Origin of the sequence: Devosia sp. (assembly GCF_040509215.1) — a bacterium.
In the GTDB taxonomy this organism is placed as follows: Bacteria; Pseudomonadota; Alphaproteobacteria; order Rhizobiales; family Devosiaceae; genus Devosia.
On the sequence record NZ_JBEVLL010000249.1, the window covers coordinates 1 to 23,527 of the forward strand.

The window sequence follows — 23,527 nt, forward strand, 5'->3', positions numbered from 1 at the left end:
CTCATTCCGCAGCCTCCTTCATCCCCAGAACCCCGACATGCCCCGCTTCCCGCCGCTCTTCGCAGTGGTCGGTGTCCGAGCACACATACATATGGCCGCCCCGGTCATCCAAAATGACCTCATCGAGATACACTTGCTCAGCACCGCACAGCGCACACGGCTGCTCAAAATGCTGGATGGTGAAGGGGTGATCTTCAAAGTCGAGGCTCACCACATCGGTATGCGGCGGCACCGCATAAATCCGGTGTTCGCGCCCTGCCCCAAACAGTTGCAGCGCTTCCGAGCGATGCATCTTGGGATTGTCGAACTTCGGCGTCGGGCTCGGGTCCATCACATAGCGGCCCTCGACCTTCACGGGATACGCATAGGTCGTGGCAATGCGCCCATGCCGCGCAATGTCCTCATAGAGCTTCACATGCATCAGCCCATATTCTTCGAGCGCATGCATTTTCCGCGTTTCGGTTTCGCGCGGTTCGAGGAAGCGCAGCGGCTCGGGAATCGGCACCTGATAGACAAGGATCTGCCCCGCCTCGAGCCTACGCTCGGGAATACGGTGCCGCGTCTGGATGATCGTCGCCTCGGCCGTATGCGTCGTGGTTTGCACCTGCGCCACCTTGGCAAAGAAGGCCCGGATCGACACGGCATTGGTCGTATCGTCCGCCCCCTGGTCGATGACCTTGAGCACATCGTCAGGCCCGATAATCGACGCCGTCACCTGCACGCCACCCGTGCCCCAACCATAGGGCATCGGCATTTCGCGCGACGAGAATGGCACCTGATAACCGGGGATCGCCACGGCCTTCAAAATGGCCCGACGGATCATCCGCTTGGTCTGCTCGTCGAGATAGGCAAAGTTGTAGTTCGCGACGGCGTTCATTCCGCGGCCTCCTGCTGTTCAGCGCGCGCCTCGTGTTCGGCCCGCATGCGCCGGATCAGGTCCAGCTCCGCCTGGAAATCGACATAGTGGGGCAACTTCAGATGCTCGACGAAGCCGGTCGCCTGCACATTGTCCGAGTGCGAAATGACGAATTCCTCGTCCTGCGCCGGCGCAGTGATATCCTCGCCGAATTCCTTGGCCCGCAGCGCCCGATCCACCAGCGACATGGCCATGGCCTTGCGCTCCGCCTGCCCGAAAACCAGCCCATAGCCGCGCGTAAACTGCGGCGGGATCTTTGCCGAACCCTTGAACTGATTGACCATCTGGCATTCGGTCACGCGAACGCGCCCGAGGCTCACCACAAAGCCAAGTTCGGGAATGTCGAACTCGACCTCGACTTCACCAATCCGGATTTCACCCACGAACGGATGCGTCCGCCCATAGCCACGTTGCGTCGAATAGCCGAGCGCCAGCAAAAAGCCCTCGTCGCCCCGCGCCAGCGCCTGCAACCGCAGATCGCGATCCAGCGGAAAATCCAGCGGCTCGCGCGTCAGGTCCCCAACCTCTTGACCCTCAGCCAATTCGCCATCCGGCTCGATCAGCCCCTGCCGACCCAGCAGGTCCGTCACGTGTGGCGCCTGTTCATCCTCGGCCTCACGAACCGCCGGCACCTCGGCATCTTCGCCGACAATGCTCGGGTCCAGCAGACGATGCGTATAGTCGAAGGTCGGTCCAAGCATCTGCCCACCCGGCAAATCCTTGAACGTCGCCGAAATACGCCGCTCGATCTTCATCGCTCCGGTATCGATCGGTTCGGAATAGCCAAACCGCGGCAGCGTCGTGCGATAGGCACGCACCAAAAAGATCGCCTCGATCAGATCGCCCCGCGCCTGCAAAATCGCCAGCGCCGCCAGCTCCCGGTCATAAAGCGAACCCTCGCCCATGGCGCGGTCCACCGCGAGACCCAACTGCTCAACGATCTGGTCCAACCGCAGCGCCGGCACCGACCGGTCACCCCGGCGACGATCCGCCAGCAAGCGATGTGCATTGGCAATGGCGGCCTCGCCGCCCTTTACAGCTACGTACATCCTAAGCCTCCACAATCCGGCTCGAACGCGGCAGGCCCATCACCTGGCCACCAGCCACCAACAGCAGGTCGACGCCCCGCGGAAACAGCTCACGGTTCTCGCTCCACTGCGCGACGAAATCCCCCGGCAACCCCACCGGGCTGATCTCCTGCGTCTCGCGAATCCCCGGTCCTCGCAGCACCAGCTTTGCGCCGCCGTTCAAAGCGGGCACTTCCGCAACGATCGTCGTCGAGCGATCCGGATATTCCTGGGTCCCAAGATTGCAGCGCGCCAATTCCGGCATCGCATCGCCGAGTGCCACGAACGCAAAATTCGCCTTGGCCGGATCGTCGACGATCGTCGCGCCAGTATGGAAACCGACAAAACCCTTCACGGCTTCCACATCGAGCGCGGGCGATAACCAGATCGTCGTGTCGTGGTCGCTCAACGTTAGCAGTGTGCTAGCCAATTCACGCCCAAGTGCACCCGAACCGTCACTCGAACCAGCCAGTTTTTGCTGCGTTCCAGGGTTCGCCAGCGCATCCAGAACAGCCCGAAAAGCCGCCTGCGCATCGCGCACCGGATCAGCAAAACCAGCACCAAAATCATGGGAAAGCATCAGTTGTCCCCTCTCACCATGGTGAAGAAATCGACCCGCGTCGCCGCCGTCTCCTCGGCCCGCACGTCATCGCGCTCGGCGCCAAGTGCTTCCAGCGGCGCAATAATTTCCGCATCAATCCGACCGGCATCGCGCTGACGCAACGCATCGATCACGGCGATCGCCTCGGCCTTTTCGAGGTCGCGCCCCAAACAATACCCGTGCCCCACTTCCCCGGTTACAATCCGCACGCTGGCCCGGCTCACCGTCGCCTCGCCCAGATTGAACGGCGCCCCGCCACCACCGGCCCGACCGCGCACCATGACCAATCCGGTCTCTGGTCCGCGAATACGCTGATGCGCTGGTTGTTCGCCAAAAGCGGCCCAGCGCTCGGCCAGCGCCTTGGACGGCGCCGATGCCAGAACATCCAGCGCCCGCTTTCTCGCGCGTTGCTCGGCAGAAATCTCTGTCGTCATGCTTGCCTCGATTTGTCTAATAAACTAGACAACTAATCCAACTAGTTCCGCTCTACGCTTCCCGTGTGAAAGTGCAATGACAAAATCGCATTCAGCCGCAGGTGGTGTCGCGCTCTGGCGCCAGATCGCCGACGCCATCCGCCTCGACATCGTCGGCGGCAAGCTCGCCAACGGCGATCGCCTCCCGACGGAAGCGCTTCTGGCAGAACGCTTTTCCGCCAATCGCCACACGGTCCGCCGGGCCCTGGCGGTCCTTGCCGAAGAGGGTGTTGTCCTCGCCGAACAAGGCCGCGGCACCTTCGTAAAAAGTATCCGCCGCCTCAGCTACCCCATCGGCAAGCGCACACGTTTCCGCGAAGGTCTCAAGGGCCAGGCGGGCTCCCTGATCTCAGTCAACATCTCAGACAAAATCGAAAACGCGACCGCCCGGGTCGCGGAAGCTCTGGGCTTGAAACCCGGCGCCAAGGTCGTTCGCACCGAAAGCATGTCGGTCGCCGATGGCGTGCCGATCTCGCGCTCCACCACCTGGCTACCCTATCGCCGCTTCCCCGATTTCGCCGCGCGGATCAAGGAGATGCAGTCGACTACGATGGTCTTCCAGAGCTATGATATTGCAGACTATTCCCGCGCCTCGACCCGCATCTCCGCGCGCCACGCCGACGTCGAGGAAACCCGCTCCCTCAGCCTCGCGCCCGGCGCAATCGTGCTAGTTTCCGAAGCCGTGGACGTCGATCCCGAAGGCGAAGCGCTGTCCTACGCCCTCACCCGTTTCCCGGCCGAACGCATGGAACTCGTGGTCTAGGTATTTGCCGGCAAACGCAAAAGGTCTCGCAGGAGCGACACGAACTGCTCGCCCGCCAAATCGAGCGCACCGGAATTATCAATCCGCACCGTACTCGCCGGCAGCCTGACGCCAACGCTGCGATCCATCCGCCGCCGGATTTCCTCGGCATCTTCCCGGCCGCGCCCCGCCAACCGCGTCGCGATCACCTGCGGATCCGCCGTCACCTCGACCACCACCGCCGTCGGATACCGCGTCACAAGCTGCGGAATGACCGCACGGGACAGATTGGCAATCACCACCCGCCCCTCTTGCAGATCATCTTCCAGCTCCACCGGCAGCCCATAGCGCAGGCCATGCGCCGGCCAACTCAGGGCAAAGCGCCCTTCCGTCTCCGCCGCCACAAACTGGTCCAGCGTCATCGTATCGTGGTCTTCGCTGCCGCCATCGGCATCCCGCGTCACCACGCGCCGCACGATCACGACATCGCCGGCCAGCCGCTCGCGCGCATAGGCCATGACACTGTCCTTGCCGGCCCCGCTGGAGCCGACCACGGCGACGAAAGTGCCGGTCATATCACCCGCCGCCCTTCGCGCCACACGGTCTGGACGATCGGAATGCCCTCTTCGATCCGCAGGTGCACAAGGTCTGCCCGCTTGCCCACGGCGATCTCACCGCGATCATCGAGCCCCGCGGCCTCGGCCGGGCGCTTCGTCACAAAACTGATCGCCTCCGGCAAACTTATCCCCGGTACCTCGTCGACAAGGCAGAATGCCGACTGGAGCATGGAGAAGGGAATGTAGTCCGACGACAGAATATCAAGGAGCCCCGCCGCCGCCAGATCGCGCGCCGAGACATTGCCCGAATGCGATCCGCCGCGCACCACATTGGGTCCGCCCATCAGGATCGCCATGCCAGCATCGCGCGACGCCTTGGCTGCTTCCAGCGTCGTCGGGAATTCGGCAATGCGGATGCCCAGCTCGACGGCCTCATCCACATGCGCCGCAGTCGCATCATCATGACTCGCCAGCGCGATTCCGCGCTCGGCACTCAGCGCCGCCAGCGCCTTGCGGTGCTTGTCCGAGTAAGTGTCTGATTCAAAAGACCTTCTGGCGATGAACTCGGCCAGCGCAGCATCACTCATCTTGAGCTTGCCCTGATAATAGACCTTATAGGCATCCGGGCTCGCAAACTGCCGCTGCCCCGGCGCATGGTCCATCAGCGAAGCCAACCGCACCAGCGGGTGGTCCATGATCTTCTCAAAGCTGTCGAGACAATCCGGCGCCGAAACCTCGCAGCGGAGGTGGATCAGGTGGTCGGCCCGCAACCGCCCGGCATTGACACCAGCCGTGATCGCATCAGCCAGAATCCGCAATTCATCCATGCCCATATCGGCATGCTCGTCGATGCCAACGCGGATCGCGTCGAATACGGTGGTAATCCCCGAAGCCGCGATCTGCGCATCGTGCGCCTGCACGGCCGCGACTGGATGCCAGCGCACCTTCGGCCGCGGCGCATAGTGCGTTTCCAAGTGATCGGTGTGCAGCTCGACTAGCCCTGGAATCAGATAGTCACCATTGAGATCCGTACCCCGCTTGGCGGTAGTGCCGATGTCGGTAATCACGCCATCGGTAATTTCTACCGCGCCTTCAAACACTTGGTCAGCCAGCACAATACGGGCATTGGTCAGGACAGTCGCATCAAGGGCTTGCATGGTCGTTTCAGCGCGTTCGAATGAGAAAGGTCGGTGCGATAGCCCGACAATGTGACAGGGCGACGACAGGCCGCTACAGTCTCAGAGCAAACCAAGCCCCGCAAGATAGCGCGTCGCCGCCACACCGGAGATTTCTCCCACCAGTGCCCGCGCCAGCGTATCGCCCACTGTCACCCCAAGCTTGAACCCATGCCCCGAACAGGCGCTGACCACCCAGCCAGCCCCGCCGATCGGCTCGACGATAAACCGCTCGTCGTCCGTGACCGTGTAGTAGCAGACCTTGCGCTCAAGGATTTTGTAGTCCGCCGCGTCGCGAAACGCCCGGTTCAGCGCCGCCAGCACCGGCTTCACATCAGCCTCGCTGGCAATGCGGTCGTCGCTGCCATGCCCTCGCCGGGTAAACACATGGTCGCCGATCTTGAGCCGAGTTCCCTCCCGCGGCGGCAGCACATAGGCGCCGTAGTCACCCCCGATATCGACGACAACAGGCGCTGCTGCCCATGCATCCGCATATTGGGCTGGAGGCTCAAGATAGAGCACCAATTGCCGCGACGGCACCGCCACCTGAGCATGCGCCGGCAGCAGGTCACCAATCCACGCCCCCGCCGCGACGACAACGACATCGGCGCCAACAACCTGCCCATCAACAGTGACCGTCCCCGCCTCGGGATCAACCGACGTCACCCGACTATTGGGCCTGAGATCGGCACCATTCTCCCCCAACCACCGCGCCAGATCCTCCACGATCCGCCGGGCAAACAATATCCCCGCGCCCTCCGCCTCAAAGGCCGAGCGCACCCCGTCCAGATTGACGAAAGGCAGTCGCGTCTCAAGTTCTTCAATGGAAACCGGGCGATGACCAATCCCCAGCCCGTCAAGCTCCAGCGCGGTCGGCCCGTAATAGTCCTCGTCCGTCCGCGACACATAGACCGCGCCGGTCGGCAGATAGTGGCTGCGCTTGAGATCGCGCCAAAGCTGCTCGTAAAGCGCAAAGGTCGGCACCATCAGTGCCCCATACCCTTCAAGCCCGGCATAGGTGTGCCGGGTGATGCGATGCTCATCGAAGGAGGATGAAACCGGATTGGGGATGGCGCCCTGGTCAAAAACCGTGACGTCTACCCCGCGTCGCCGCAGCGCCCAGGCCAGCGACAGCCCAGCAATACCGGCGCCGACGATTGATACTTTCATACTGTCTACCTCAGGGGCGAGCCCATCCGGGAGACTCTGCACCCTGTCTCTTTAGTCACGACCGGCGATTCAACGGAAGCTGTTCTGCTCGAATTCAGCTCTGGAACGGATCGAGCGTCGGCAACAATTGCTGATACTGCCCGCGCCAGTAGAGCAGCGGCTGCAGGTCCGTCGACAGATCCACCGAGCGCACCCGGCCCAACACGATCGCATGCGAATGCCGCTCGATCGCTTCGTCGAGTTCGCAATCGATCACCGCTACCGCGCTTTTGAGCCCCAGATTCCCGCTGTCGAGCCGGTTCCATTCCCAACCCACATAGCGATCATTGCCCCTGATCCCGCCACGCCCGGCAAAGCGGTCGGCAATAGCCGATTGCCCATCGGTGAGGATGTTCACCGCAAACGACCCCGCATCGCGCAGTGCCTGCCAGGACGAGGAACCACGATTGAGGCTGACGAGAATGGTTGGCGGTTCCGCCGAAAACGAAGATACCGACGTCGCAGTAAAGCCGGTACGATTTTCCCCAGTGCCCACGGTGATCACGCTCACCGCTCCCGCAAGGTTGCGCATGGCCTGCTTGAACGCCGACGCATCAACGGTTTCAGCAGCCTGCCGAACCGGCGCATAGTTTGCAAAATCGACAATCGACACAGTCAGTTCTCCTATCCGCGCCAATGCAGGGACGCAAAGCCTAGGGAAAGACTAGCCCCGGCAACTGAAACGCGGGAGGCCGCGAGGGAGCACAGTTTCCCTTCACAGGCAGCCGGAGAGAAATTTATATCCACTAATTCTATAGACTAATAAGTCAGTAACGACCCACCGGCCCAAACCTGGCGTTAACGAGCCTCCTCTAAGTTCGCCTTACGAGGGAGTAGACGCAGTGGCCCAGGTCGACGTGTTCTCATTGGCCGCCGCCGTCACCGCCTTGCTGCTGGCGGTCGCCCTGCTCGTCGCTTACGCCATCAACCGCCGCCTGCGGGCCTTTGTCTGGTGGGCCGGCAGCTTCGTCCTGCTTTCACTGTGGCTTGCAACGGCGACGCTGCGCCTCGGCGCTCCGGTTGCCTGGGTCCTTTGGATCAGTTGGGGCAGCCTTTTTGCGGCGGCCTGCCTCGTTGCCTATGGGCTGCATCGCGCGGGCGCGACCCGCGTCAGTCCCTTTGGCCGCATACTGGCCTGTGGCGCCCTGTTCGTCGTTATTGCCAGCACCCTGACGCTGCTGCATGCCCGGCCGCATTATTGGTTTCTCATCGGACCCATTCCCACCCTGATCTTCATGGCCTGGTCCGCCGTACTGGTCTATCGCGCCGGCGCCTGGGGCTATGGGCTGACCCTGGTTGCCGGCATCGCCACCATCACCATGCTCTCGCTGATCCATCCGGGCGGCCTCGCACGCGCCCTCGCCCCGGATCGGCCATTCTCCGCCTTGCGTGGCGGCTTCGATGGGGCAAGTGACCCGGGCCATGCCATTGCGCTCAATCGGCCGCCTCCGCCCATGCGCGGTGTCCTCGACTTCGCGCCGCCCCCGGGTCCGCATCCCCCGGTGGAACAGCCCCTGACGGTAACGCTCATCACCGTCGTCGCCCTGCTCGCTCTCGCGATCGCGCTGGTCCTGCGCGACATGCTGACGGAACTGGACAGGATGCGGGAACGCTCGACCACAGATGCGATGACCGGCCTGCTCAACCGCGTCACATTTGAAGAAACTGCTGCCGCTCTCCTGCGCGAGCCCAGCGCCAGTCCGGCCTGCATGATCCTGTTCGATATCGACCATTTCAAACGGATCAACGACACGGCCGGCCATGCCGCGGGCGACCGGGTGATCGCCCGGCTGGGCCTGCTTCTGCGAGAAATGACCTTGGTACATCACCCGGCCGGTCGCGTCGGCGGCGAGGAGTTTGCGGTCATCCTGGGCAATAGCGATCTGGCGGCCGCCCGGCTTTTTGCCGATACGATCAGGGCAGGCCTTTCCGCGTCTGATTTCGGCGAAGAGATCGGCTGGGGCGTAACCGTGAGCGCCGGCATCGCCCTCCGCCGTCCCGGCGAAAACCTGCATGCCCTGATGGCCCGCGCCGACGCAGCGCTTTATGCCGCCAAAAACAGCGGGCGAGACCAGGTGGTCACACAGGACATCGTGGATTTGCATCCCCGACACAGCGCACCGGCCAATCTCGCCGCCAGCATCGATCTGGGCCGCAGCGCTGCCGTTTGAGCCCGACTTAGCTCAGCCGAACACCAGTCTGCTGGTCAAAGATCGTTACGCGGTCCGGGTCTGCCTCGATCGCCACCGAGTCCCCCACCCCTGCGGCCAGCCGATCATGCACCACAACCACGATCGGTTGACCGCCCACCTCGATCTGCAAATGCGTCTCCGAGCCCGTCGGCTCGATATTCAGCACCGTCGCCGCAAGCCCGTCCGCGACAATCCGAATATGCTCCGGCCTGATCCCGACCTGCACCGACTTCCCGATATAAGCCCGCGCCTTGTCGCCAAGCGGCCAGAGCGTGCCGGCCACATCGCGCAGTATGACGCGCCCACCCTCCTCGATGACCGTTCCATCGATAAAATTCATCGACGGCGAACCGATGAACCCACCGACAAAACTGTTTGACGGATTGTCATAGATCTCGAGCGGCGAACCGATCTGCTCGATTTTGCCCGCCCGCATCACGACGATCCGGTCAGCCATGGTCATGGCCTCCATCTGGTCGTGCGTCACATAAATCATCGTCGCCTTGAGCCGGGAGTGCAACGCCTTGATCTCCCCGCGCATCTGCACGCGCAGCTTGGCATCGAGATTGGACAGCGGCTCATCGAAGAGAAACACCGCCGGATGCCGCACGATGGCGCGCCCCATCGCCACGCGCTGCCGCTGCCCGCCCGAAAGCTGCCGGGGATAGCGATCGAGCAATGGCTCCAGCGCCAAAATCTCGGCGGCGCGCCGTACCTCGTTCTCGATCTCTTGCTTGCTCTTGCGAGAAAGCTTCAGCGAAAACGCCATATTGTCCCGGACCGTCATGTGCGGATAAAGCGCATAGCTCTGGAACACCATGGCGATGTCCCGCTCCTTGGGCTCGAGCTCGTTGACGACGCGCCCGCCGATATCGATCTCGCCATCGGTGATGCTCTCGAGCCCCGCGATCATGCGCAGTAGCGTAGACTTGCCGCAGCCCGAAGGGCCCACCAGCACCACGAACTCCCCGTCCCGCGCCGCCACGGACACCCCATGCAACACCTGCATGGAGCCATAAGCCTTCACCGCATTGCGAATGGTAACACTGGCCATCTCGGCCTCCTTGTCTGAGTGCCTTAACGTCCGCCCATGCCCGCATTGAGGGCGATGGAATTGTAGATGAGCTTTTGCAGCAGGATGGCGAGGAACACGCCCGGCAGCATGGAAAGCGCCGCGCCCGCCATGATGAAATTCCACTGCGTGCCTTGCTGCGTCTGGAAATAGGTCAGACCGACCGGCAGGGTCGCATTGTCCGACCCCGTCATCACGATCAGCGGCCAGAGGAAATTGTTCCACTGCCCAATGAAGGTAAAGAGCGACAAAAGCCCGATGGCCGGCATGGAAAGCGGCACGATGATGCTGACCAGAATGCGCAACCGCGAAGCCCCATCGATCCGCGCCGCCTCTTCCAGTTCCATCGGAATGGAGAGGAAGAACTGCCGCATCAGGAAGGCCCCAAAGGTCCCGAAAGCCACCGGCAGGATGACACCCTGGAAGGTGTTGACCATGCCGAGGCTATTTACGATCAGGAACAGCGGAATGATCAGCATGATCGCCGGCACCATCAGCGTTCCGAGATACGCCATCAGCAGCGCATCCCGCCCGGGAAATTTGAGCCGCGCAAAGGCATAGCCCGAGAGGCACGAGACGATCACCGTGATCACCGTCACGCTCGAAGCGACAAACATGCTGTTGAAGAAAAACCGCCCGAACGGCAACTGCGTCCAGGCCTTGGCGAAATTATCCCATTCGAACACATGCGGCAGGATGCGCACCGGGATCGCCGTGACCTCGGCATTGCTGCGCACCGCATTGGTCACCATCCAGAAGAATGGAAAGAGAAACAGCAACGCGACGAGTGTCAGTGCCCCATGATTGAGAACATCGAGCGCCAGTGAAAACCGCGAGCGGGACTTAGTTGTCATAGTGCACCCATTTGCGCTGGAGCCAGAACTGCACGGCGGTGAGCGCCATGATCATGGCAAACATCACCCAGGCGATGGTCGAGGCATAACCCATCTGGAAATTCTGGAAGCCGCGTTGATAGATCGCGTAGCCCAGCGTCGCCGTGGCATTGCCAGGCCCACCGCGCGTCATCACGTAAATCTGGTCAAAGACCTGCAGCGAGGTGATCGCCGTCATCACCGTGCCGAAAAACAGCGTCGGCGAAATCAGCGGCAGCCTGATCTTCCAGAACCGCTGCCAGGCATTCGCCCCATCGATCCGCGCCGCCTCGAGATAGCTCTGCGGCACCATGTCGAGCGCCGCGTTGAACAGCACCGTGTTGTAGCCCACACCGGCCCAGAGCGAGACGATGATCACCGCCTGCATGGCCAGCGTCTGGTCGGTCAGCATGTTCGGCATGGCAACCGACATCGAGCGCATGATGAAGTCGAAGAATCCGCCCGGCGCGAAGATCAGCATCCAGACGATGGCGACAGCGATGCCGGGGGTGAAGGTCGGGAGGAAAAAGACCACCCGGAACCATCGCTGTCCCATCTTGAGGCTGGAGATCCAAACTGCCAGCCCCAATGAGATGACGATGTTCAGCACCAGATATTCGGCGGTGAAGAACAGCGTGTTTCGAAGCACCGGCCAGAATTGGGGGTCGGCGGTAAAAAGTCGGACATAGTTGGAAATGCCCACGAATTGCGGCGTGCCGAGCAGCTTCCAGTTGGTAAAGCTCAGCACCACCGAGGCGATGATCGGCACCACCAGAAACAGCACCATGCCGATAAGGCCTGGCAGCAGGAAGAAGAAGGCTGTTCGCCCCTCCCGCCTGTCGAGACGGCTGCCCCAGCGCGAGCGCGTTCGGCTGGTTGGTCCGCTTACGTCTTCAATCGGCGCCATGGGCTCCTCCCGTCTGGCAGTGGAAGAGACCCGGCCGGGTTCAATCGGCCGGGCGCTATTCGCTTAGAACGGAAGCTGGTTCTGAATATCGGCCAGCACAGCATCGGTGGTGCTGTCGCCGTTGAGCGCAAGCGGCATGTACTGGGTGATCAGGTTTTCGAACTCGTTCCAGTATTCGTTGAGGCGGAACGGGGTCGAATGGGCAAACATGTAGTCGAGCACTTCATGGGTGCCGGCCACATCCTTGGCCGCGACGTCATACCAGAACTTCTGCTCGGCCAGGCGACCCGGCAGTGCACGACCGGCCGAAGCGAGGATTTCAGCGGCCTTGGGGCCGGTGAGAACCTGCAGCGCCTTATAGGCTTCTTCCTTGTGCTGGCTGGTCGCCGAAATGCCCCAGCCCGAACCGGCGGTAATGAAGCGCGATTCCCCTTCGCCGCGCGGCAGCGGAGCGACGCCGATGTTGAAGTCGACGCTGTCCTTGGTCTGCTGCAGCACCCACGGCCCGTCGATATACATGGCCGCATTGCCAGCAGCGAAACGACCGCTGCCGGTGATGGCGCCGGCGCCCGATGCGAAGACCGGCGAGGTCTTGTCGACCGCGACCAGGTCAACGAACTCGCCGACCGCCGCGGCATAGCCGGCATTGGTCACGTCAAACTGGTTGGCATCATTGAAATATTCGGCACCAAGCGCTACGGGCCCGGCCACGAAGTCGAACGACTGCACGGCATAGCCGTAGTTCTCGCCCTCGGTGAGCTTCTGGGCAGCGGCCTTGAAGTCGTCAAAGGTCCAGTCGAGCGCCGGCTCGGCAACGCCGGCTTCGGCAAACCGGTCGCGGTTGTAGTAGACCATCCATGGGCCAACGTCATAAGGCAGCGCATATTGCGTGCCGTCATGGCCGAGGCCGGCGATGATCGAGGTTTCGAACGCCGACACATCGAAGCCGTCGCTGGCAAAATGCGCATCGAGCGGTTCGAGGATCGAATAGAAGCTCGGCATGCGCATGGACTGCATGGCCACGAGATCGGCGATCTGGCCCGAAGACGCCAGCACCGGCAGGCGGGTCCAATAGTCGGTCCAGCCCGAAATCTGGGCGGTGACGGTGATGTTGGGATATTCCTCGGTCACGAGGTCAGCCAGGCTCTTCCAGAGCGCGGCATCCTTTTCGTCGCCCCACATCTGCCAGGTCAGGTTCACCTGCTCCTGGGCTTGCGCGGTGGCGATGAAGGCGCTGCTTGCGAGAAACGCAGCAGCCAGAACGGTCGTCAGTTTCACGGTAGTCTCTCCTCAGTAACTACAGGTTGATGGATAAATTGGGTCGTTCCGGAATTCTTGGGCTCCGGCTGGTCGGGCGGTCGGACGGCCTTTTCAGGCCGCAAGCAACACCTCCAGGTCATGGACCATGGTGATGAATTCGGCGCGCTGCCGCCGCCAGGCATCGGCATCGCCGCCCAGCTCCAGCATCTGTGTCATGCGCGGGATAAAGTCCGGCGGCAGGTATTTGAGCTCCGCCGCCATGGGCAGGTTCCAGCCGTCGCCGGGGTAATAGACGCGGTTGAAGGCGAAGACGACCTGCAGGATCGCATTGGCCAGCTTGCCGCTGAGCCCGACGAGAAAGACGAGATCCCGCCGCTCCACCTTGCTTTGGTAATGGTAGTCCTGCGCCCAATAGGCGAGGATTTCCCGATATTGCCGGAGCACTGCCTGCCGCAGCGCTTCGGGATAGGAGACCAACTGCATCTTCCATCCCGCCAGCACGCCGTCGGGATCGGAAACGATCTGCTGGTTGGCAAGATCGGTCGGCAAATGGTAGCCCCAGATGGTCCACTCAAAGCTCTTGTCGACCGGCGCCCCGTCGATCCAGGCCGCAAGGTCACGATGCACCCCGGCATAGGAGCGCATCCAGACCCCATCCATGCGAAAGCCCTTTTGCTCCCAGTGGCGCATGGTTTCTTCAAACCGGCGCCACTGCGGCGTGCTTTCGATATCCGGCCCCCGATAGGCATCGGCGTAGACGCGAAAATCATAGTCGGACTGCGCGTCTGCCCGTCCCTTGCCACGCGATCCGGCAAGGGCGACTGCGCCCCTGCCGTTTTCGGCCAGGTCCGCGATGACAGGCGCCATCGCGGCTATAAGGTCGACTTCCTGGGTCATGGCACTAACCGGTGTTCGGCTCAAACTCCCCTCAATCCTTGAGAATAATCTCAACGACAGGCGACACGACGTCAGGCTTCAGCACCGGCAGTTCCAGGGTGAGAATGCCATCGCCAACGGCGACACCGATATTGGAGTCGACCTCGGCATCGGGATCGAGCCAGTGGATCTCGCTCGCATCGTGCAGGAACTGGGCATACTTCACCTTGCGCCCCAGCCCTTCGATATGGACGTGGCGGAACGGCCAGCTCTGCAGGTGCAGGTAGAGGCGGTTCCCCTTCTGGGTGAACTTGGTGCCGTTCGGCGCCTTGAACTCCGAAGGACCCGCGCCGTAGATCGAACGGGAATTGACGTCCATCCAATCGCCATAGGTCGCGAGCGCCTTGTTGGCACGCGCATCGAACGTTCCCCGAGCCGTCGGCCCGACATTCATCAGCAGGTTGCCGCCCAGCGCCACGGTATCGACGAGGATATTGATGAGCTGACCGTCATCCTTCCACGTACCTTCGTCGCGGTGATAACCCCAGGAGCCGGACAGCGTGTGGCACACTTCCCAGCGCACCGGTTGACCATTGATGGTCGGCGCCACGCGCGGCGTATACTGTTCCGGCGTCGCCAGGTCCTTGGGGAAATTGCCATCAGTCGGCAGGTCCAGGCGGTCGCCGACAATGATATTGGGCTGCAGCTTGCGCACGAGACCGATCAGCTCTTCGCTTTCCCAGTCATTGCGCCCCTTGCCCGGCATGCCGCGATGCTCGCGGTTGGGGTAGGAGAAGTCGAACCAGATCACCGAGATTTCGCCGAACCCGGTCAGCAGCTCCGTCACCTGGTTGCGCATGTATTCGGCATAGTGCCGGACATCGCGCGTCTTGTTCATCTCCAGCGCATCGGGGTGATTGCGCAGCGGATGAATACCGTCGATCGGGAACTGATCGTGGTGCCAGTCGATCAGCGAATAATAGAAGCCGACCTTGAGCCCCTCGGCCCGGAACGCCTCGACATAGGCCTTCAACAGGTCCTTGCCATAGGGCGTATTGGTCGCCTTGTAGTCAGTGAACTTGCTGTCCCAGAGGCAGAAGCCTTCATGGTGCTTGGCCGTCAGCACCACATACTTCATCCCGGCCTCGCGCGCCCGGCGCGCCCATTCCTTCGGATCGTAGAGATCGGGATCGAAATTCTCGAAATACTTCCGATAGTTCTGGGGCGAAATCTCTTCCCGGTGCTGCACCCATTCATGCCGCGCTGCCAGCGCGTAAAGCCCGAAATGGATGAACATGCCAAACCGGTCCTGTGGGAACCATGCCTTGCCGTCAGTCGCGTCCGCAGTGCCGCTGATTGTGAGAGCGCTATCCAATTCATCCTCCTTACCGACTTTATCGAACCGGTTCGATGGCCATCCTTGAATCATGCTGCCCTGATGTCAACCCCTTCGCGAAGGCGGGCCAGAAAGTAACATTTCCGTTGCACGGAGCCGCGCAAATGCTAGGTATCGCAACAGCATCGTTAATGAAGAACGTGCCTCACTCGTATTACGGAGGCGTAGAAGCGGTTCGAGAAGGAGCCTGATGCCAACGATCCGGGATGTCGCCAGAATCGCCGAAGTTTCCGTGTCGACGGTCTCCCTGGCCTTCAGCAGTCCAGGCCGCGTCAGCGCCCGTACGCTCGAACGCATCCGCAGCGCCGCCGCCGCGGTCGGCTATGTGGCCGACCCATTGGCCCAGAGCCTGGCACGCGGCCGCAGCCGCATGATCGGTTTCGTCGTCGGCAATGTCGGCAACCCCTTCTTCGGCGACATCCGCCGCGAGCTGGAAAACTACGCGCTCGAGCACGAGCACTTCGTCCTCATCACCGACTCCTCGGGCAAGACCGATCGCGAGCGCGACCTCATCGAGCACCTGATCGGCCTCAAGATCGCCGGCCTCGCCCTCGCCCCATCAAGCTTCGGCCCGGACTACGTCAAGTTCGTGGAATCGATCAAAGTCCCCATGGTATGCTTTGACCAGAAGGTAGCCGGCATCGAGCGCGATTTCGTCGGCTCCGACAACTTCCTCGCCGGCGCCATGTTGACCGAGCACCTGCTTCAACTCGGTCACCGCCGCATCGCCTTCATCGCCGGCCCGCAGCACATGCACACCGCGTCCGAACGCTATCGCGGCTTCGTCGAAACCATGGCCAGCGCGGGGGTGGAGGTAAACCCCAACTACGTCGTCGACGGCCAGTTCACCCGCTCGGCCGGCTACGAAGCCGCCATGCGTCTCCTGATACAACCAGAACGGCCAACGGCCATACTCGGTGCTAACAATGCGGTAGCATTAGCGGCACTCCAAGCCATGCAAGAGCTAGGCTTTTCGTGCCCAGATGACATCTCATTGGCCATGATCGACAATGTCCAATGGAGCAGCGTCATCACCCCGCGCATCACCATGGTGGTGCAGGATACGCTCCAACTCGGCAACATCATCGCCCGCCGCCTGCTGCACCGCATCACTGATCCCGACGCCAATAGCGAACCCCCGCAAGACTTTGTTCTTGCACCGAAATTCGTCCCAGGAAACTCCTGCCGCCGTATCTAGTTCATCGCGTCGATTGCCTGGCGCTGCCTGAGCATTTCCAGGAAAATCCGATAGTCCCGATCAAACTGCCCCCGCGCCGCCGCATTGGGCGCCCGCGACGTCCCACCCTGCTGCATGGCAAGACATGCCTGATCGAGGCTCGAATAAATCCCCGCCGCATTCGCCGCCACCATCGCCATCCCCAGAAGGGTCGCATCCGGCGTCGAAGGCTCCACCACCGTACAGCCGGTGGCATCGGCGTAAAGCTCCATCAACAAAGGATTTTTTGTGTGGCCGCCGGTGATGTGCAGCGTGTCGATGGCATAGCCGCGGGTGTTCAGCGTCTCCAGAATATGCCGGACACCGAGCGCGATCGACACGCAGGTGCGCCAATAGAGACGGCACAAAGAGTCAAAATCACAGTCGAGCGTCAGACCCGAAATGACTCCAAGCGCAAAGGGATCACCCAGCGGCGAGCGGTTGCCATGGAAATCTGGCAACACATGCAAGCGGTTAGCTAGCTCCGGGCCTTCAACCTGTCGTAACTCCACCACGCGCCGACAGATCGCCAGATGCTTTTCCCGCGTCGGCTCTCCCCCTGCCCCGTGCCAGCGGATGATGTGATCGAGCAGCGCGCCGGTCGCCGATTGCCCGCCTTCATTGAGCCAGACGCCCGGCAGAACGGCGCCGAAATACGGCCCCCAAACACCCGTCGTTGGGCGATCTTCCGCCGATAAAGCCATGACACAGCTCGATGTTCCGGCGATCAGCGCCAGGTGCCGGTCGATAGTTTCGACATCCGGCGCAAAGGCGCCCAGGACACCGAGGGCGCCTGCATGGGCGTCGATCAGGCCGGCTCCGACATGGCAATTGGTGGTGAGGCCGAGCTGGGCGGCGGCGGCTTCGTTCAAGGCGCCAAGATCTTCTCCGACGGGGCTGGCGACTTCAGGAAGTGCAGCCTTTTCAATGAGATCGTCGAGACCGACCAGTTCCAGAAAATCTTGCTGCCAGCCGGGGGTACGGTGGCCGAGATAGGTCCATTTGCAGGTCAGGGTCGATTGCGAACGGGCCAGCGAACCGGTGGCCTTCCAGGATAAAAAGTCAGCAAGATCAAACATCTGGTCGGCGCGGGCCCAGCTCCTGGGCAGGTTGCGCTTGAGCCACATGAGCTTAGGCACTTCCATTTCCGGGGACATGACGCCGCCGGCATAATGGAGCACTTCGTGGCCCGTGCGGGTGCATTCATCGGCCTCTTCGAGGGCGCGATGATCGAGCCAAACTATTGTATCCCAACGATCTTCTCCGTCTTTCGAGACGGTGACCGGAGCGCCTTGCGCATCGCGGACGACGAGGGAACAGGTGGCGTCAAAGCCGATACCGACGACATCGGCCGGGTCGGCCTTGGCTTCGGCCATGGCGGCGCGGACAGCGAGGCAGACGGCGGACCAGATGTCTTCGCTGTCATGCTCGGCAAAATTGGCGTCGGTGCGCCGCATGAGGATCGGATTTTCATGACGGCCCAATAACTTACCGTCACGCGTGAATACGCCAGCCCGGGCACTGCCGGTTCCTACGTCCACTCCCACCAGGAGGTTTTGCGACACGCCGCCCTCTCTTCTCGGTCCCGGCGGGACCTTAGCGGAAGGCGTGGCGATGAGCTAGGGGCCACGCCCGAGCCATCTGGCTAAAGTCGATCAGCCAGATAGGCTTCGAGCGTGGCCTTCGTCCCCTGCGTCCACAGAGAATTCAATGACTTAGTGAAGGCGGCGATGAAACTGGGGGCCTTGGCGAGGTCGCCGTAAATGTCTGTCATTTCGAGCCAGGCGGCCGGATTTTCCTTGGCTTTTTTGGATTGAGCGGTGAGGCGATCCCAATTCGGATCGTTCGGTTCGATCACTGCGCCGCTGTCCGTCGTGCCGTAGCAATAGCGACACCAGAGGGCACTCACGAGGGCCAGCCCGGTTAGCAGACTGTTAGCGTTGACCCTGTCCAAGGCGGAAGGAATGATAAACTTCGGTTGGCGATTGGAGCCATCGAGGCAAAGGCGTCGAATCGTGTCGCCGATCTTGGGATTGGCGAAGCGCTTTTCGCAGAGCGTGAGATAGTCGTTGAGGTCGGTATCGGGCACTGGCGGCACCACCGGGATGATCTCTTCGGTCTCGACCTTTTTGAGGAACGCGGCGACCAGCGGGTTCTCCATCGCCTCGTGGACGAAGTGGATATCCATGAGCCCGGCCGGATAGGCGATGGTGGCGTGGCCGCCATTGAGGATGCGGATCTTCATGTGCTCATAGGGCGCGACATCGGGGACGAACTGCACCCCGACCTTTTCCAACGCCGGGCGGCCAGCAGGGAAATTGTCTTCGAGCACCCACTGCTTGAAGCTTTCGCAGAAGACCGGCCAGGCGTCGTCGATACCAAAATTGTCGGCGAGAAGTTTTTTCTCACGGTCCGACGTGGCCGGGGTGATGCGGTCGACCATGCCATTGGGGAAGGCGACCGACGATTTGACCCAGGCAGCGAGTGCGGGATCGATCAGGGCAGCAAGGCCGGCGACGGCGTTTTCGGTGACGTGGCCATTGCCGGGGATATTGTCGCAGCTCATGACGGTGAATGGCTGCAGGCCGGCATCGCGGCGCTTGACGAGACCGGCAAGGATCAGGCCGAAGGCGGTTTTCGGCGCGTCGAAATGCGCCGCGTCATAGGCGATGTCGGGGTGTTTTGGATCGAACTTTTGGCTCGCCGGGTCGATGTAATAGCCGCCCTCGGTGATGGTCAGCGAGACGATGCGGATGGCTGGGTCAGCGAGTTTCGCGATGACGGCAGCGCTGTCACCCGGCTTCAAGTAGTCGATCATCACGCCAGTGATATGGGCGGAGCTGCTGTCAGCTTCCTGTTCGACGACGGTGGTGAGCCAATCCTGCGCCGAGAGCTTCTGGCGCATGGCCTCGTCGGTTTCGCGCACGCCGGCGCCGATGAGGGCCCAGTCGTGGCCCTCGCCGAGGTTGAACAGCGCATCGAGATAGACGGCCTGATGGGCGCGATGAAAATTGCCCACGCCGAAATGGACGATGCCGGGAGTGAGATCGGCGCGGCTGTAGCGGGGAACCGCGGCTGATTTGATGGCGTCGAGATTGGCGGCGGAGAGCTTGGTGGTCATGGCACTTATGTCTTTCAGATCGCCTTTCCGGCGGCGTCGAACTTATAGATGCGGGTCGCGTCGGGTGTCAGGTAGACAACGTCGCCGTGCTTAAAAGTCTGGTCGCCGTCGGTGCGGATGGTCATGAGGCCGAGGCCATCGGTCTGGACGTGGAGGAAGGTGTCGGAGCCGAGTTGTTCGGCAACGCCGACCGTGCCCTTCCAGGCGCCTTCGGTGGTCGAGAGTTTGAAGTGCTCGGGGCGCACGCCGATGGAATGAGCGTTGTGCTTGGCGGCCTCTGCGCCATCGACGAAGTTCATTTTCGGCGAGCCGATGAAACCGGCGACGAAGCGATTGGCCGGCTTCTTGTAGAGGTCGAGCGGCGAGCCGAACTGTTCGACATTGCCGGCATTGAGCACCACGATGCGGTCGGCCATGGTCATGGCTTCGACTTGGTCGTGGGTCACGTAGATCATCGTGGTCTTGAGCTGCTGGTGCAGTTCGGTGATTTCGAGGCGCATGTTGACGCGCAGAGCCGCGTCGAGGTTGGACAAGGGCTCGTCGAAGAGGAAAGCCTTTGGCTCACGCACGATAGCGCGGCCGATGGCGACGCGCTGGCGCTGACCACCAGACAGGGCACGCGGGCGACGATCGAGATAGGACGCGAGGTTGAGCGTGCGCGCCGCGTAGTCGACCTTCTGCGCAATCACCTCGGGCGGCAGCTTTGCCATCTTCAGCGGGAAGGCGATGTTGTCCCTGACACTCATGTGCGGATAGAGCGCATAGGATTGAAAGACCATGGCGAGGCCGCGCTTGGCTGGCGCTGCGTCGGTGACGTCCTGGCCGTCGAGTTTGATGATGCCCGAAGTGGTGTCTTCGAGGCCCGCGATCAGGCGCAGCAGCGTGGACTTGCCGCAACCCGAGGGGCCGACGAAGACGACGAATTCGCCATCCTTGATGTCTAGCGAGATGTCCGGAATGACCTGGACTTCGCCGAAGGACTTGTTGACGTGTTCGAGGGTGATGGAACCCATGTTTTTGGTCCTTACCTGAGCGAAATCAAAGGATGAGAGGCCTGGGTGGCACGCGGCAAGATCGCCGTTTGCTCCCTGTCCCTATGGCGGAGAGGGCGGAGTGCGGGGACCCTCTGACGGAGGTCGGGGGAAGGCCCCCTCACCCCAACCGAATTCGCAAATGCAAATTCGGTAAGCTGCGCGCCGACCTCACCCCCAAGGGGAGAGGCGAAGAAGCAGAACCCCCTCATTTCACCGCACCGAAGGTCAGGCCACGAACCAACTGTTTCTGGCTGAACCAGCCGAGCAGCAGGATGGGGGCGATAGCAAGGAGCGAGGCGGCGGAGAGTTTTGCGAGGAACAGGCCCTGCGGCGACGAGAAAGATGAGATGAAGGCAGTCAGCGTGCCGGCGCGGCCCGAGGTCAGCGTTATCGTCCAGAAGGCTTCGTTCCAGGCGAGAATGACGTTGAGCAGCAGCGTCGAGGCGATGCCGGGCACGGCCATGGGCACAAGCACGTGGACGATCTCATTCCAGAGTTCGGCGCCATCCATGCGGGCAGCCTCGAGGATATCGACCGGGATTTCCTTGAAGTAGGTGTAGAGCATCCAGACGATGATCGGCAGGTTGATCAGCGTCATGATCAGCGTCAGCCCATGCACGGTGTCGAGCAGGCGCAGGTCGCGGAAGATCAGGTAGATCGGGATCAGCACGCCGACCGCCGGCATCATCTTGGTGGAGAGCATCCACATCAGGATGTCCTTGGTGCGCTTTGATGGCGCGAAGGCCATGGACCATGCCGCCGGGATGGCGATGATGAGGCCCAGGAGGGTCGAGCCAACCGAGACCACGATCGAATTCCAGGCATGCTTGAAATAGTCGGAGCGATCCTGGACGGCCTCGAAGTTTTCGAGCGTGAAGTTCTGCGGGAAGAACGTGGGCGGCGCGGCGATAGCCTCGGCCTCGGTTTTGAAGGCGGTGAGCAGGGTCCAGAGGATCGGCGAGAACAGCAGGAGGGCCACCGCCCAGGCGAGGACGGTGAAGCCGATGCGGGTTTGAACGGAGACGCGGCGGGCCATGGTGTTCTCCTTACGCGTCGAGGTTCTTGCCAACCGCGCGCATCAGGAAGATGGCGACGATATTGGCGATGATGACAGCCACGACGCCACCCGCGGAACCGGCGCCGATGTCGTTTGACAGGATACCGGTGCGGAAGACGAGGAAGGCGATATTGGTGGAGGCATAGCCCGGGCCGCCGCCGGTGGTGACACGGATCTCGGCAAAGATGCCGAGAAGGAAGATCGTCTGGATCAGCACGACGATGGTGATCGCCCGCGCCATGTGCGGCAGGATGATGTAGCGGAAACGGTTGGCGGCATTGGCGCCATCCATTTCGGCAGCCTCGCGCTGTTCTTCCGAGAGCGATTGCAAGGCGGTGAGAAGGATCAGCGTCGCGAACGGCAGCCACTGCCAGGCGACGATGACGATGACCGAAAACAGCGGATACTGGTTGAACCAGTCGACCGGCTGCAGGCCGAAGAATTTCCACAGATGCCCGAGCATGCCGTAGCCGGGATGCATGAAGCCGTTCTTCCAGATCAGCGCCGCGACGGGCGGCATGACGAAGAAGGGCGAAATGACGAGGATGCGCAATATCCCCTGCCCCCAGATCGGCTGATCGAGCAGGAGTGCGAGGAAAGTGCCGCCTACGATGGTGATGATGAGAACGCCACCCACCAGGATCAAAGTATTGACGAGAGCCTGAGTGAAGCTTGGATCGCCAATGACATAGACGTAATTGGCCCAGCCGGCGAAGCCCGTCATCATCGGATTGATCAAGCTGTAGTTCTGGAACGAGAACCACAGGGTCATGACCAGCGGCACGATCATCCAGATGAAGAGCACGATGACGGCAGGCGCCATCATGGTGCGCGCCAAAGCGCGAGTTTGTTTGGTGGCCATTCTTTGTGACTTCCTCCCGGTGCGACCCAGCTTTTGCCGGTATCGCGGCGTCATCCCCGCGAAGGCGGGAATCCCTTCTTAAGCAGTGCCCGGTCCGGACATTCCCGCTTTCGCGGGAATGTCGCGGTGGGTGGAGAGAAAAACGCCCGGCCGATAGAGGGGGTCAATCGGTCGGGCGGCAGTCGTCGGGGGAGGTCTACTTGATGTATCCGGCGCGGGTCATATCGCGCAGGGTTGCGTCCTGAGCCTGGGTCAGAGCGTCGGCAGCCGACATCTGGCCGGCAAGCGCGGCCGAGAAGAGCTGGCCGACATTGGTCGCAATACCGGCAAACTCGGGAATGGCCACGAACTGCACGCCGGTATAGGGCACGGGATCGACCGTCGGGTTGTTCGGATCAGCCGAGTTGATCGACGCCAGGGTCATCGCGGCAAAAGGCGCGGCAGCCTGATAGTCCGGGTTTTCGTAGAGCGAGGTGCGGGTGCCCGGGGGAACGTTGGCCCAGCCTTCCTTTTCCGCAACAAGCGCGAGGTAGTCCTTGCTGGTTGCCCAGTTGATGAACTGCTCGGCCGCCTCGGCATTCTGCGAGGAAGCGGGGATGGCGAGGGACCAGGCCCAGAGCCAGTTGCCACGCTTGCCAAGGCCGGTATCGGGCGCCTGGGCAAAGCCGACCTTATCGGCAACGGTGGAGTCTGTGGGATTGGTCACGAAGGATGCGGCGACGGTGGCGTCGATCCACATACCGCACTTGCCCTGCTGGAACAGCGTCAGGTTTTCATTGAAACCGTTGGACGAGGCGCCGGCCGGGCCAGCGTCGGCCATCAGCGAGAGATAGGTATCGAGGGTATTCTTCCACTGCTCCGTATCGAACTGGGGCTTCCAGCTCTCGTCGAACCAGCGGGCGCCGAAGGAGTTGGACATGGC

23 protein-coding genes are annotated in these 23,527 nt (G+C 61.9%); 3 read left to right on the top strand and 20 right to left on the bottom strand.

What is annotated here, in order from left to right; genetic code table 11:
- Nucleotide 1: 1 nt before the first annotated feature.
- The 4 genes from ABW043_RS13760 to phnG are packed head-to-tail and all read right to left on the bottom strand — an operon-like array spanning nt 2 to nt 3,018.
- Complete coding sequence (locus ABW043_RS13760) at nt 2-877, bottom strand: alpha-D-ribose 1-methylphosphonate 5-phosphate C-P-lyase PhnJ (RefSeq protein ID WP_353921775.1); 876 nt, start codon at nt 875-877, stop codon at nt 2-4.
- Entirely contained in the window at nt 874-1,965 is a 1,092-nt protein-coding gene (locus ABW043_RS13765) for a carbon-phosphorus lyase complex subunit (protein ID WP_353921776.1), read from the bottom strand. The genes ABW043_RS13760 and ABW043_RS13765 overlap by 4 nt, the downstream gene beginning before the upstream one ends.
- A gap of 1 nt (nt 1,966) precedes the next feature.
- Nucleotides 1,967-2,563: a phosphonate C-P lyase system protein PhnH gene (gene phnH / locus ABW043_RS13770; protein WP_353921777.1), complete on the bottom strand. Its 597-nt coding sequence runs from the start codon at nt 2,561-2,563 to the stop codon at nt 1,967-1,969.
- On the bottom strand, nt 2,563-3,018 hold the full coding sequence (gene phnG, locus ABW043_RS13775; RefSeq protein WP_353921778.1) for a phosphonate C-P lyase system protein PhnG: 456 nt from the start codon (nt 3,016-3,018) through the stop codon (nt 2,563-2,565). The genes phnH and phnG overlap by 1 nt, the downstream gene beginning before the upstream one ends.
- Before the next feature lie 76 nt (nt 3,019-3,094).
- On the opposite strand from phnG, the gene phnF reads away from it, so the two are divergent.
- Entirely contained in the window at nt 3,095-3,820 is a 726-nt protein-coding gene (phnF, locus tag ABW043_RS13780; protein ID WP_353921779.1) for a phosphonate metabolism transcriptional regulator PhnF, read from the top strand.
- On the opposite strand, the gene phnN is transcribed toward phnF, so the two are convergent.
- The 4 genes from phnN to ABW043_RS13800 form a co-directional block, all read right to left on the bottom strand.
- Entirely contained in the window at nt 3,817-4,374 is a 558-nt protein-coding gene (gene phnN, locus ABW043_RS13785) for a phosphonate metabolism protein/1,5-bisphosphokinase (PRPP-forming) PhnN (protein WP_353921780.1), read from the bottom strand. The two genes, phnF and phnN, sit on opposite strands and share 4 nt — an antisense overlap.
- A complete protein-coding gene (locus ABW043_RS13790; protein WP_353921781.1) occupies nt 4,371-5,513 on the bottom strand; it encodes an alpha-D-ribose 1-methylphosphonate 5-triphosphate diphosphatase in 1,143 nt (380 codons plus the stop codon). Before ABW043_RS13790 ends, phnN begins: the two co-directional genes overlap by 4 nt.
- An 81-nt stretch (nt 5,514-5,594) precedes the next feature.
- Entirely contained in the window at nt 5,595-6,701 is a 1,107-nt protein-coding gene (locus ABW043_RS13795; RefSeq protein ID WP_353921782.1) for an NAD(P)/FAD-dependent oxidoreductase, read from the bottom strand.
- A gap of 94 nt (nt 6,702-6,795) precedes the next feature.
- Entirely contained in the window at nt 6,796-7,353 is a 558-nt protein-coding gene (locus ABW043_RS13800) for a flavin reductase family protein (protein ID WP_353921783.1), read from the bottom strand.
- 229 nt (nt 7,354-7,582) lie between these two features.
- On the opposite strand from ABW043_RS13800, the gene ABW043_RS13805 reads away from it, so the two are divergent.
- Entirely contained in the window at nt 7,583-8,911 is a 1,329-nt protein-coding gene (locus tag ABW043_RS13805; RefSeq protein ID WP_353921784.1) for a GGDEF domain-containing protein, read from the top strand.
- 7 nt (nt 8,912-8,918) lie between these two features.
- On the opposite strand, the gene ABW043_RS13810 is transcribed toward ABW043_RS13805, so the two are convergent.
- The 6 genes from ABW043_RS13810 to ABW043_RS13835 form a co-directional block, all read right to left on the bottom strand.
- The gene (locus ABW043_RS13810) at nt 8,919-9,986 is read right to left on the bottom strand and encodes an ABC transporter ATP-binding protein (RefSeq protein WP_353921785.1); all 1,068 of its coding nucleotides are present in this window, start codon (nt 9,984-9,986) and stop codon (nt 8,919-8,921) included.
- 23 nt (nt 9,987-10,009) lie between these two features.
- The gene (locus ABW043_RS13815) at nt 10,010-10,858 is read right to left on the bottom strand and encodes a carbohydrate ABC transporter permease (protein ID WP_353921786.1); all 849 of its coding nucleotides are present in this window, start codon (nt 10,856-10,858) and stop codon (nt 10,010-10,012) included.
- Nucleotides 10,848-11,783, bottom strand: coding sequence for a carbohydrate ABC transporter permease (locus ABW043_RS13820; protein ID WP_353921787.1), 936 nt, complete (start codon nt 11,781-11,783; stop codon nt 10,848-10,850). Before ABW043_RS13820 ends, ABW043_RS13815 begins: the two co-directional genes overlap by 11 nt.
- A gap of 63 nt (nt 11,784-11,846) precedes the next feature.
- Nucleotides 11,847-13,061, bottom strand: a complete 1,215-nt coding sequence (locus tag ABW043_RS13825) for an ABC transporter substrate-binding protein (RefSeq protein WP_353921788.1) — start codon at nt 13,059-13,061, stop codon at nt 11,847-11,849.
- 93 nt (nt 13,062-13,154) lie between these two features.
- Nucleotides 13,155-13,940, bottom strand: a complete 786-nt coding sequence (locus tag ABW043_RS13830; RefSeq protein ID WP_353921789.1) for a DUF4037 domain-containing protein — start codon at nt 13,938-13,940, stop codon at nt 13,155-13,157.
- A 31-nt stretch (nt 13,941-13,971) separates the two neighbouring features.
- A complete protein-coding gene (locus tag ABW043_RS13835; RefSeq protein WP_353921790.1) occupies nt 13,972-15,294 on the bottom strand; it encodes an alpha-L-fucosidase in 1,323 nt (440 codons plus the stop codon).
- A 211-nt stretch (nt 15,295-15,505) separates the two neighbouring features.
- On the opposite strand from ABW043_RS13835, the gene ABW043_RS13840 reads away from it, so the two are divergent.
- The gene (locus tag ABW043_RS13840) at nt 15,506-16,513 is read left to right on the top strand and encodes a LacI family DNA-binding transcriptional regulator (protein WP_353921791.1); all 1,008 of its coding nucleotides are present in this window, start codon (nt 15,506-15,508) and stop codon (nt 16,511-16,513) included.
- Here the strand turns inward: ABW043_RS13840 and ABW043_RS13845 are convergent.
- From ABW043_RS13845 to ABW043_RS13870, 6 genes are all read right to left on the bottom strand, one after another.
- Complete coding sequence (locus ABW043_RS13845; RefSeq protein ID WP_353921792.1) at nt 16,510-18,096, bottom strand: FGGY-family carbohydrate kinase; 1,587 nt, start codon at nt 18,094-18,096, stop codon at nt 16,510-16,512. The genes ABW043_RS13840 and ABW043_RS13845 overlap by 4 nt on opposite strands.
- Nucleotides 18,097-18,176: 80 nt before the next feature.
- Nucleotides 18,177-19,652, bottom strand: coding sequence for a mannitol dehydrogenase family protein (locus ABW043_RS13850; protein ID WP_353921793.1), 1,476 nt, complete (start codon nt 19,650-19,652; stop codon nt 18,177-18,179).
- Nucleotides 19,653-19,666: 14 nt separating this feature from the next.
- Entirely contained in the window at nt 19,667-20,665 is a 999-nt protein-coding gene (locus tag ABW043_RS13855) for an ABC transporter ATP-binding protein (protein WP_353921794.1), read from the bottom strand.
- A 226-nt stretch (nt 20,666-20,891) separates the two neighbouring features.
- Nucleotides 20,892-21,722, bottom strand: a complete 831-nt coding sequence (locus ABW043_RS13860) for a carbohydrate ABC transporter permease (protein ID WP_353921795.1) — start codon at nt 21,720-21,722, stop codon at nt 20,892-20,894.
- Between the two features lie 10 nt (nt 21,723-21,732).
- The gene (locus tag ABW043_RS13865) at nt 21,733-22,605 is read right to left on the bottom strand and encodes a carbohydrate ABC transporter permease (protein WP_295414992.1); all 873 of its coding nucleotides are present in this window, start codon (nt 22,603-22,605) and stop codon (nt 21,733-21,735) included.
- A gap of 196 nt (nt 22,606-22,801) precedes the next feature.
- Nucleotides 22,802-23,527 (bottom strand): extracellular solute-binding protein (locus ABW043_RS13870; protein ID WP_353921796.1); only part of this gene is annotated, 726 nt, incomplete at its 5' end.

What these genes read in the sequence shown, in the direction of transcription:
- ABW043_RS13760 (WP_353921775.1), bottom strand. Translation starts at nt 877, where the DNA reads ATGAACGCCGTCGCGAACTACAACTTTGCCTATCTCGACGAGCAGACC.
- ABW043_RS13765 (WP_353921776.1), bottom strand. Translation starts at nt 1,965, where the DNA reads ATGTACGTAGCTGTAAAGGGCGGCGAGGCCGCCATTGCCAATGCACAT.
- phnH (WP_353921777.1), bottom strand. Translation starts at nt 2,563, where the DNA reads ATGCTTTCCCATGATTTTGGTGCTGGTTTTGCTGATCCGGTGCGCGAT.
- phnG (WP_353921778.1), bottom strand. Translation starts at nt 3,018, where the DNA reads ATGACGACAGAGATTTCTGCCGAGCAACGCGCGAGAAAGCGGGCGCTG.
- phnF (WP_353921779.1), top strand. Translation starts at nt 3,095, where the DNA reads ATGACAAAATCGCATTCAGCCGCAGGTGGTGTCGCGCTCTGGCGCCAG.
- phnN (WP_353921780.1), bottom strand. Translation starts at nt 4,374, where the DNA reads ATGACCGGCACTTTCGTCGCCGTGGTCGGCTCCAGCGGGGCCGGCAAG.
- ABW043_RS13790 (WP_353921781.1), bottom strand. Translation starts at nt 5,513, where the DNA reads ATGCAAGCCCTTGATGCGACTGTCCTGACCAATGCCCGTATTGTGCTG.
- ABW043_RS13795 (WP_353921782.1), bottom strand. Translation starts at nt 6,701, where the DNA reads ATGAAAGTATCAATCGTCGGCGCCGGTATTGCTGGGCTGTCGCTGGCC.
- ABW043_RS13810 (WP_353921785.1), bottom strand. Translation starts at nt 9,986, where the DNA reads ATGGCCAGTGTTACCATTCGCAATGCGGTGAAGGCTTATGGCTCCATG.
- ABW043_RS13815 (WP_353921786.1), bottom strand. Translation starts at nt 10,858, where the DNA reads ATGACAACTAAGTCCCGCTCGCGGTTTTCACTGGCGCTCGATGTTCTC.
- ABW043_RS13820 (WP_353921787.1), bottom strand. Translation starts at nt 11,783, where the DNA reads ATGGCGCCGATTGAAGACGTAAGCGGACCAACCAGCCGAACGCGCTCG.
- ABW043_RS13830 (WP_353921789.1), bottom strand. Translation starts at nt 13,940, where the DNA reads ATGACCCAGGAAGTCGACCTTATAGCCGCGATGGCGCCTGTCATCGCG.
- ABW043_RS13840 (WP_353921791.1), top strand. Translation starts at nt 15,506, where the DNA reads ATGCCAACGATCCGGGATGTCGCCAGAATCGCCGAAGTTTCCGTGTCG.
- ABW043_RS13850 (WP_353921793.1), bottom strand. Translation starts at nt 19,652, where the DNA reads ATGACCACCAAGCTCTCCGCCGCCAATCTCGACGCCATCAAATCAGCC.
- ABW043_RS13855 (WP_353921794.1), bottom strand. Translation starts at nt 20,665, where the DNA reads ATGGGTTCCATCACCCTCGAACACGTCAACAAGTCCTTCGGCGAAGTC.
- ABW043_RS13860 (WP_353921795.1), bottom strand. Translation starts at nt 21,722, where the DNA reads ATGGCCCGCCGCGTCTCCGTTCAAACCCGCATCGGCTTCACCGTCCTC.
- ABW043_RS13865 (WP_295414992.1), bottom strand. Translation starts at nt 22,605, where the DNA reads ATGGCCACCAAACAAACTCGCGCTTTGGCGCGCACCATGATGGCGCCT.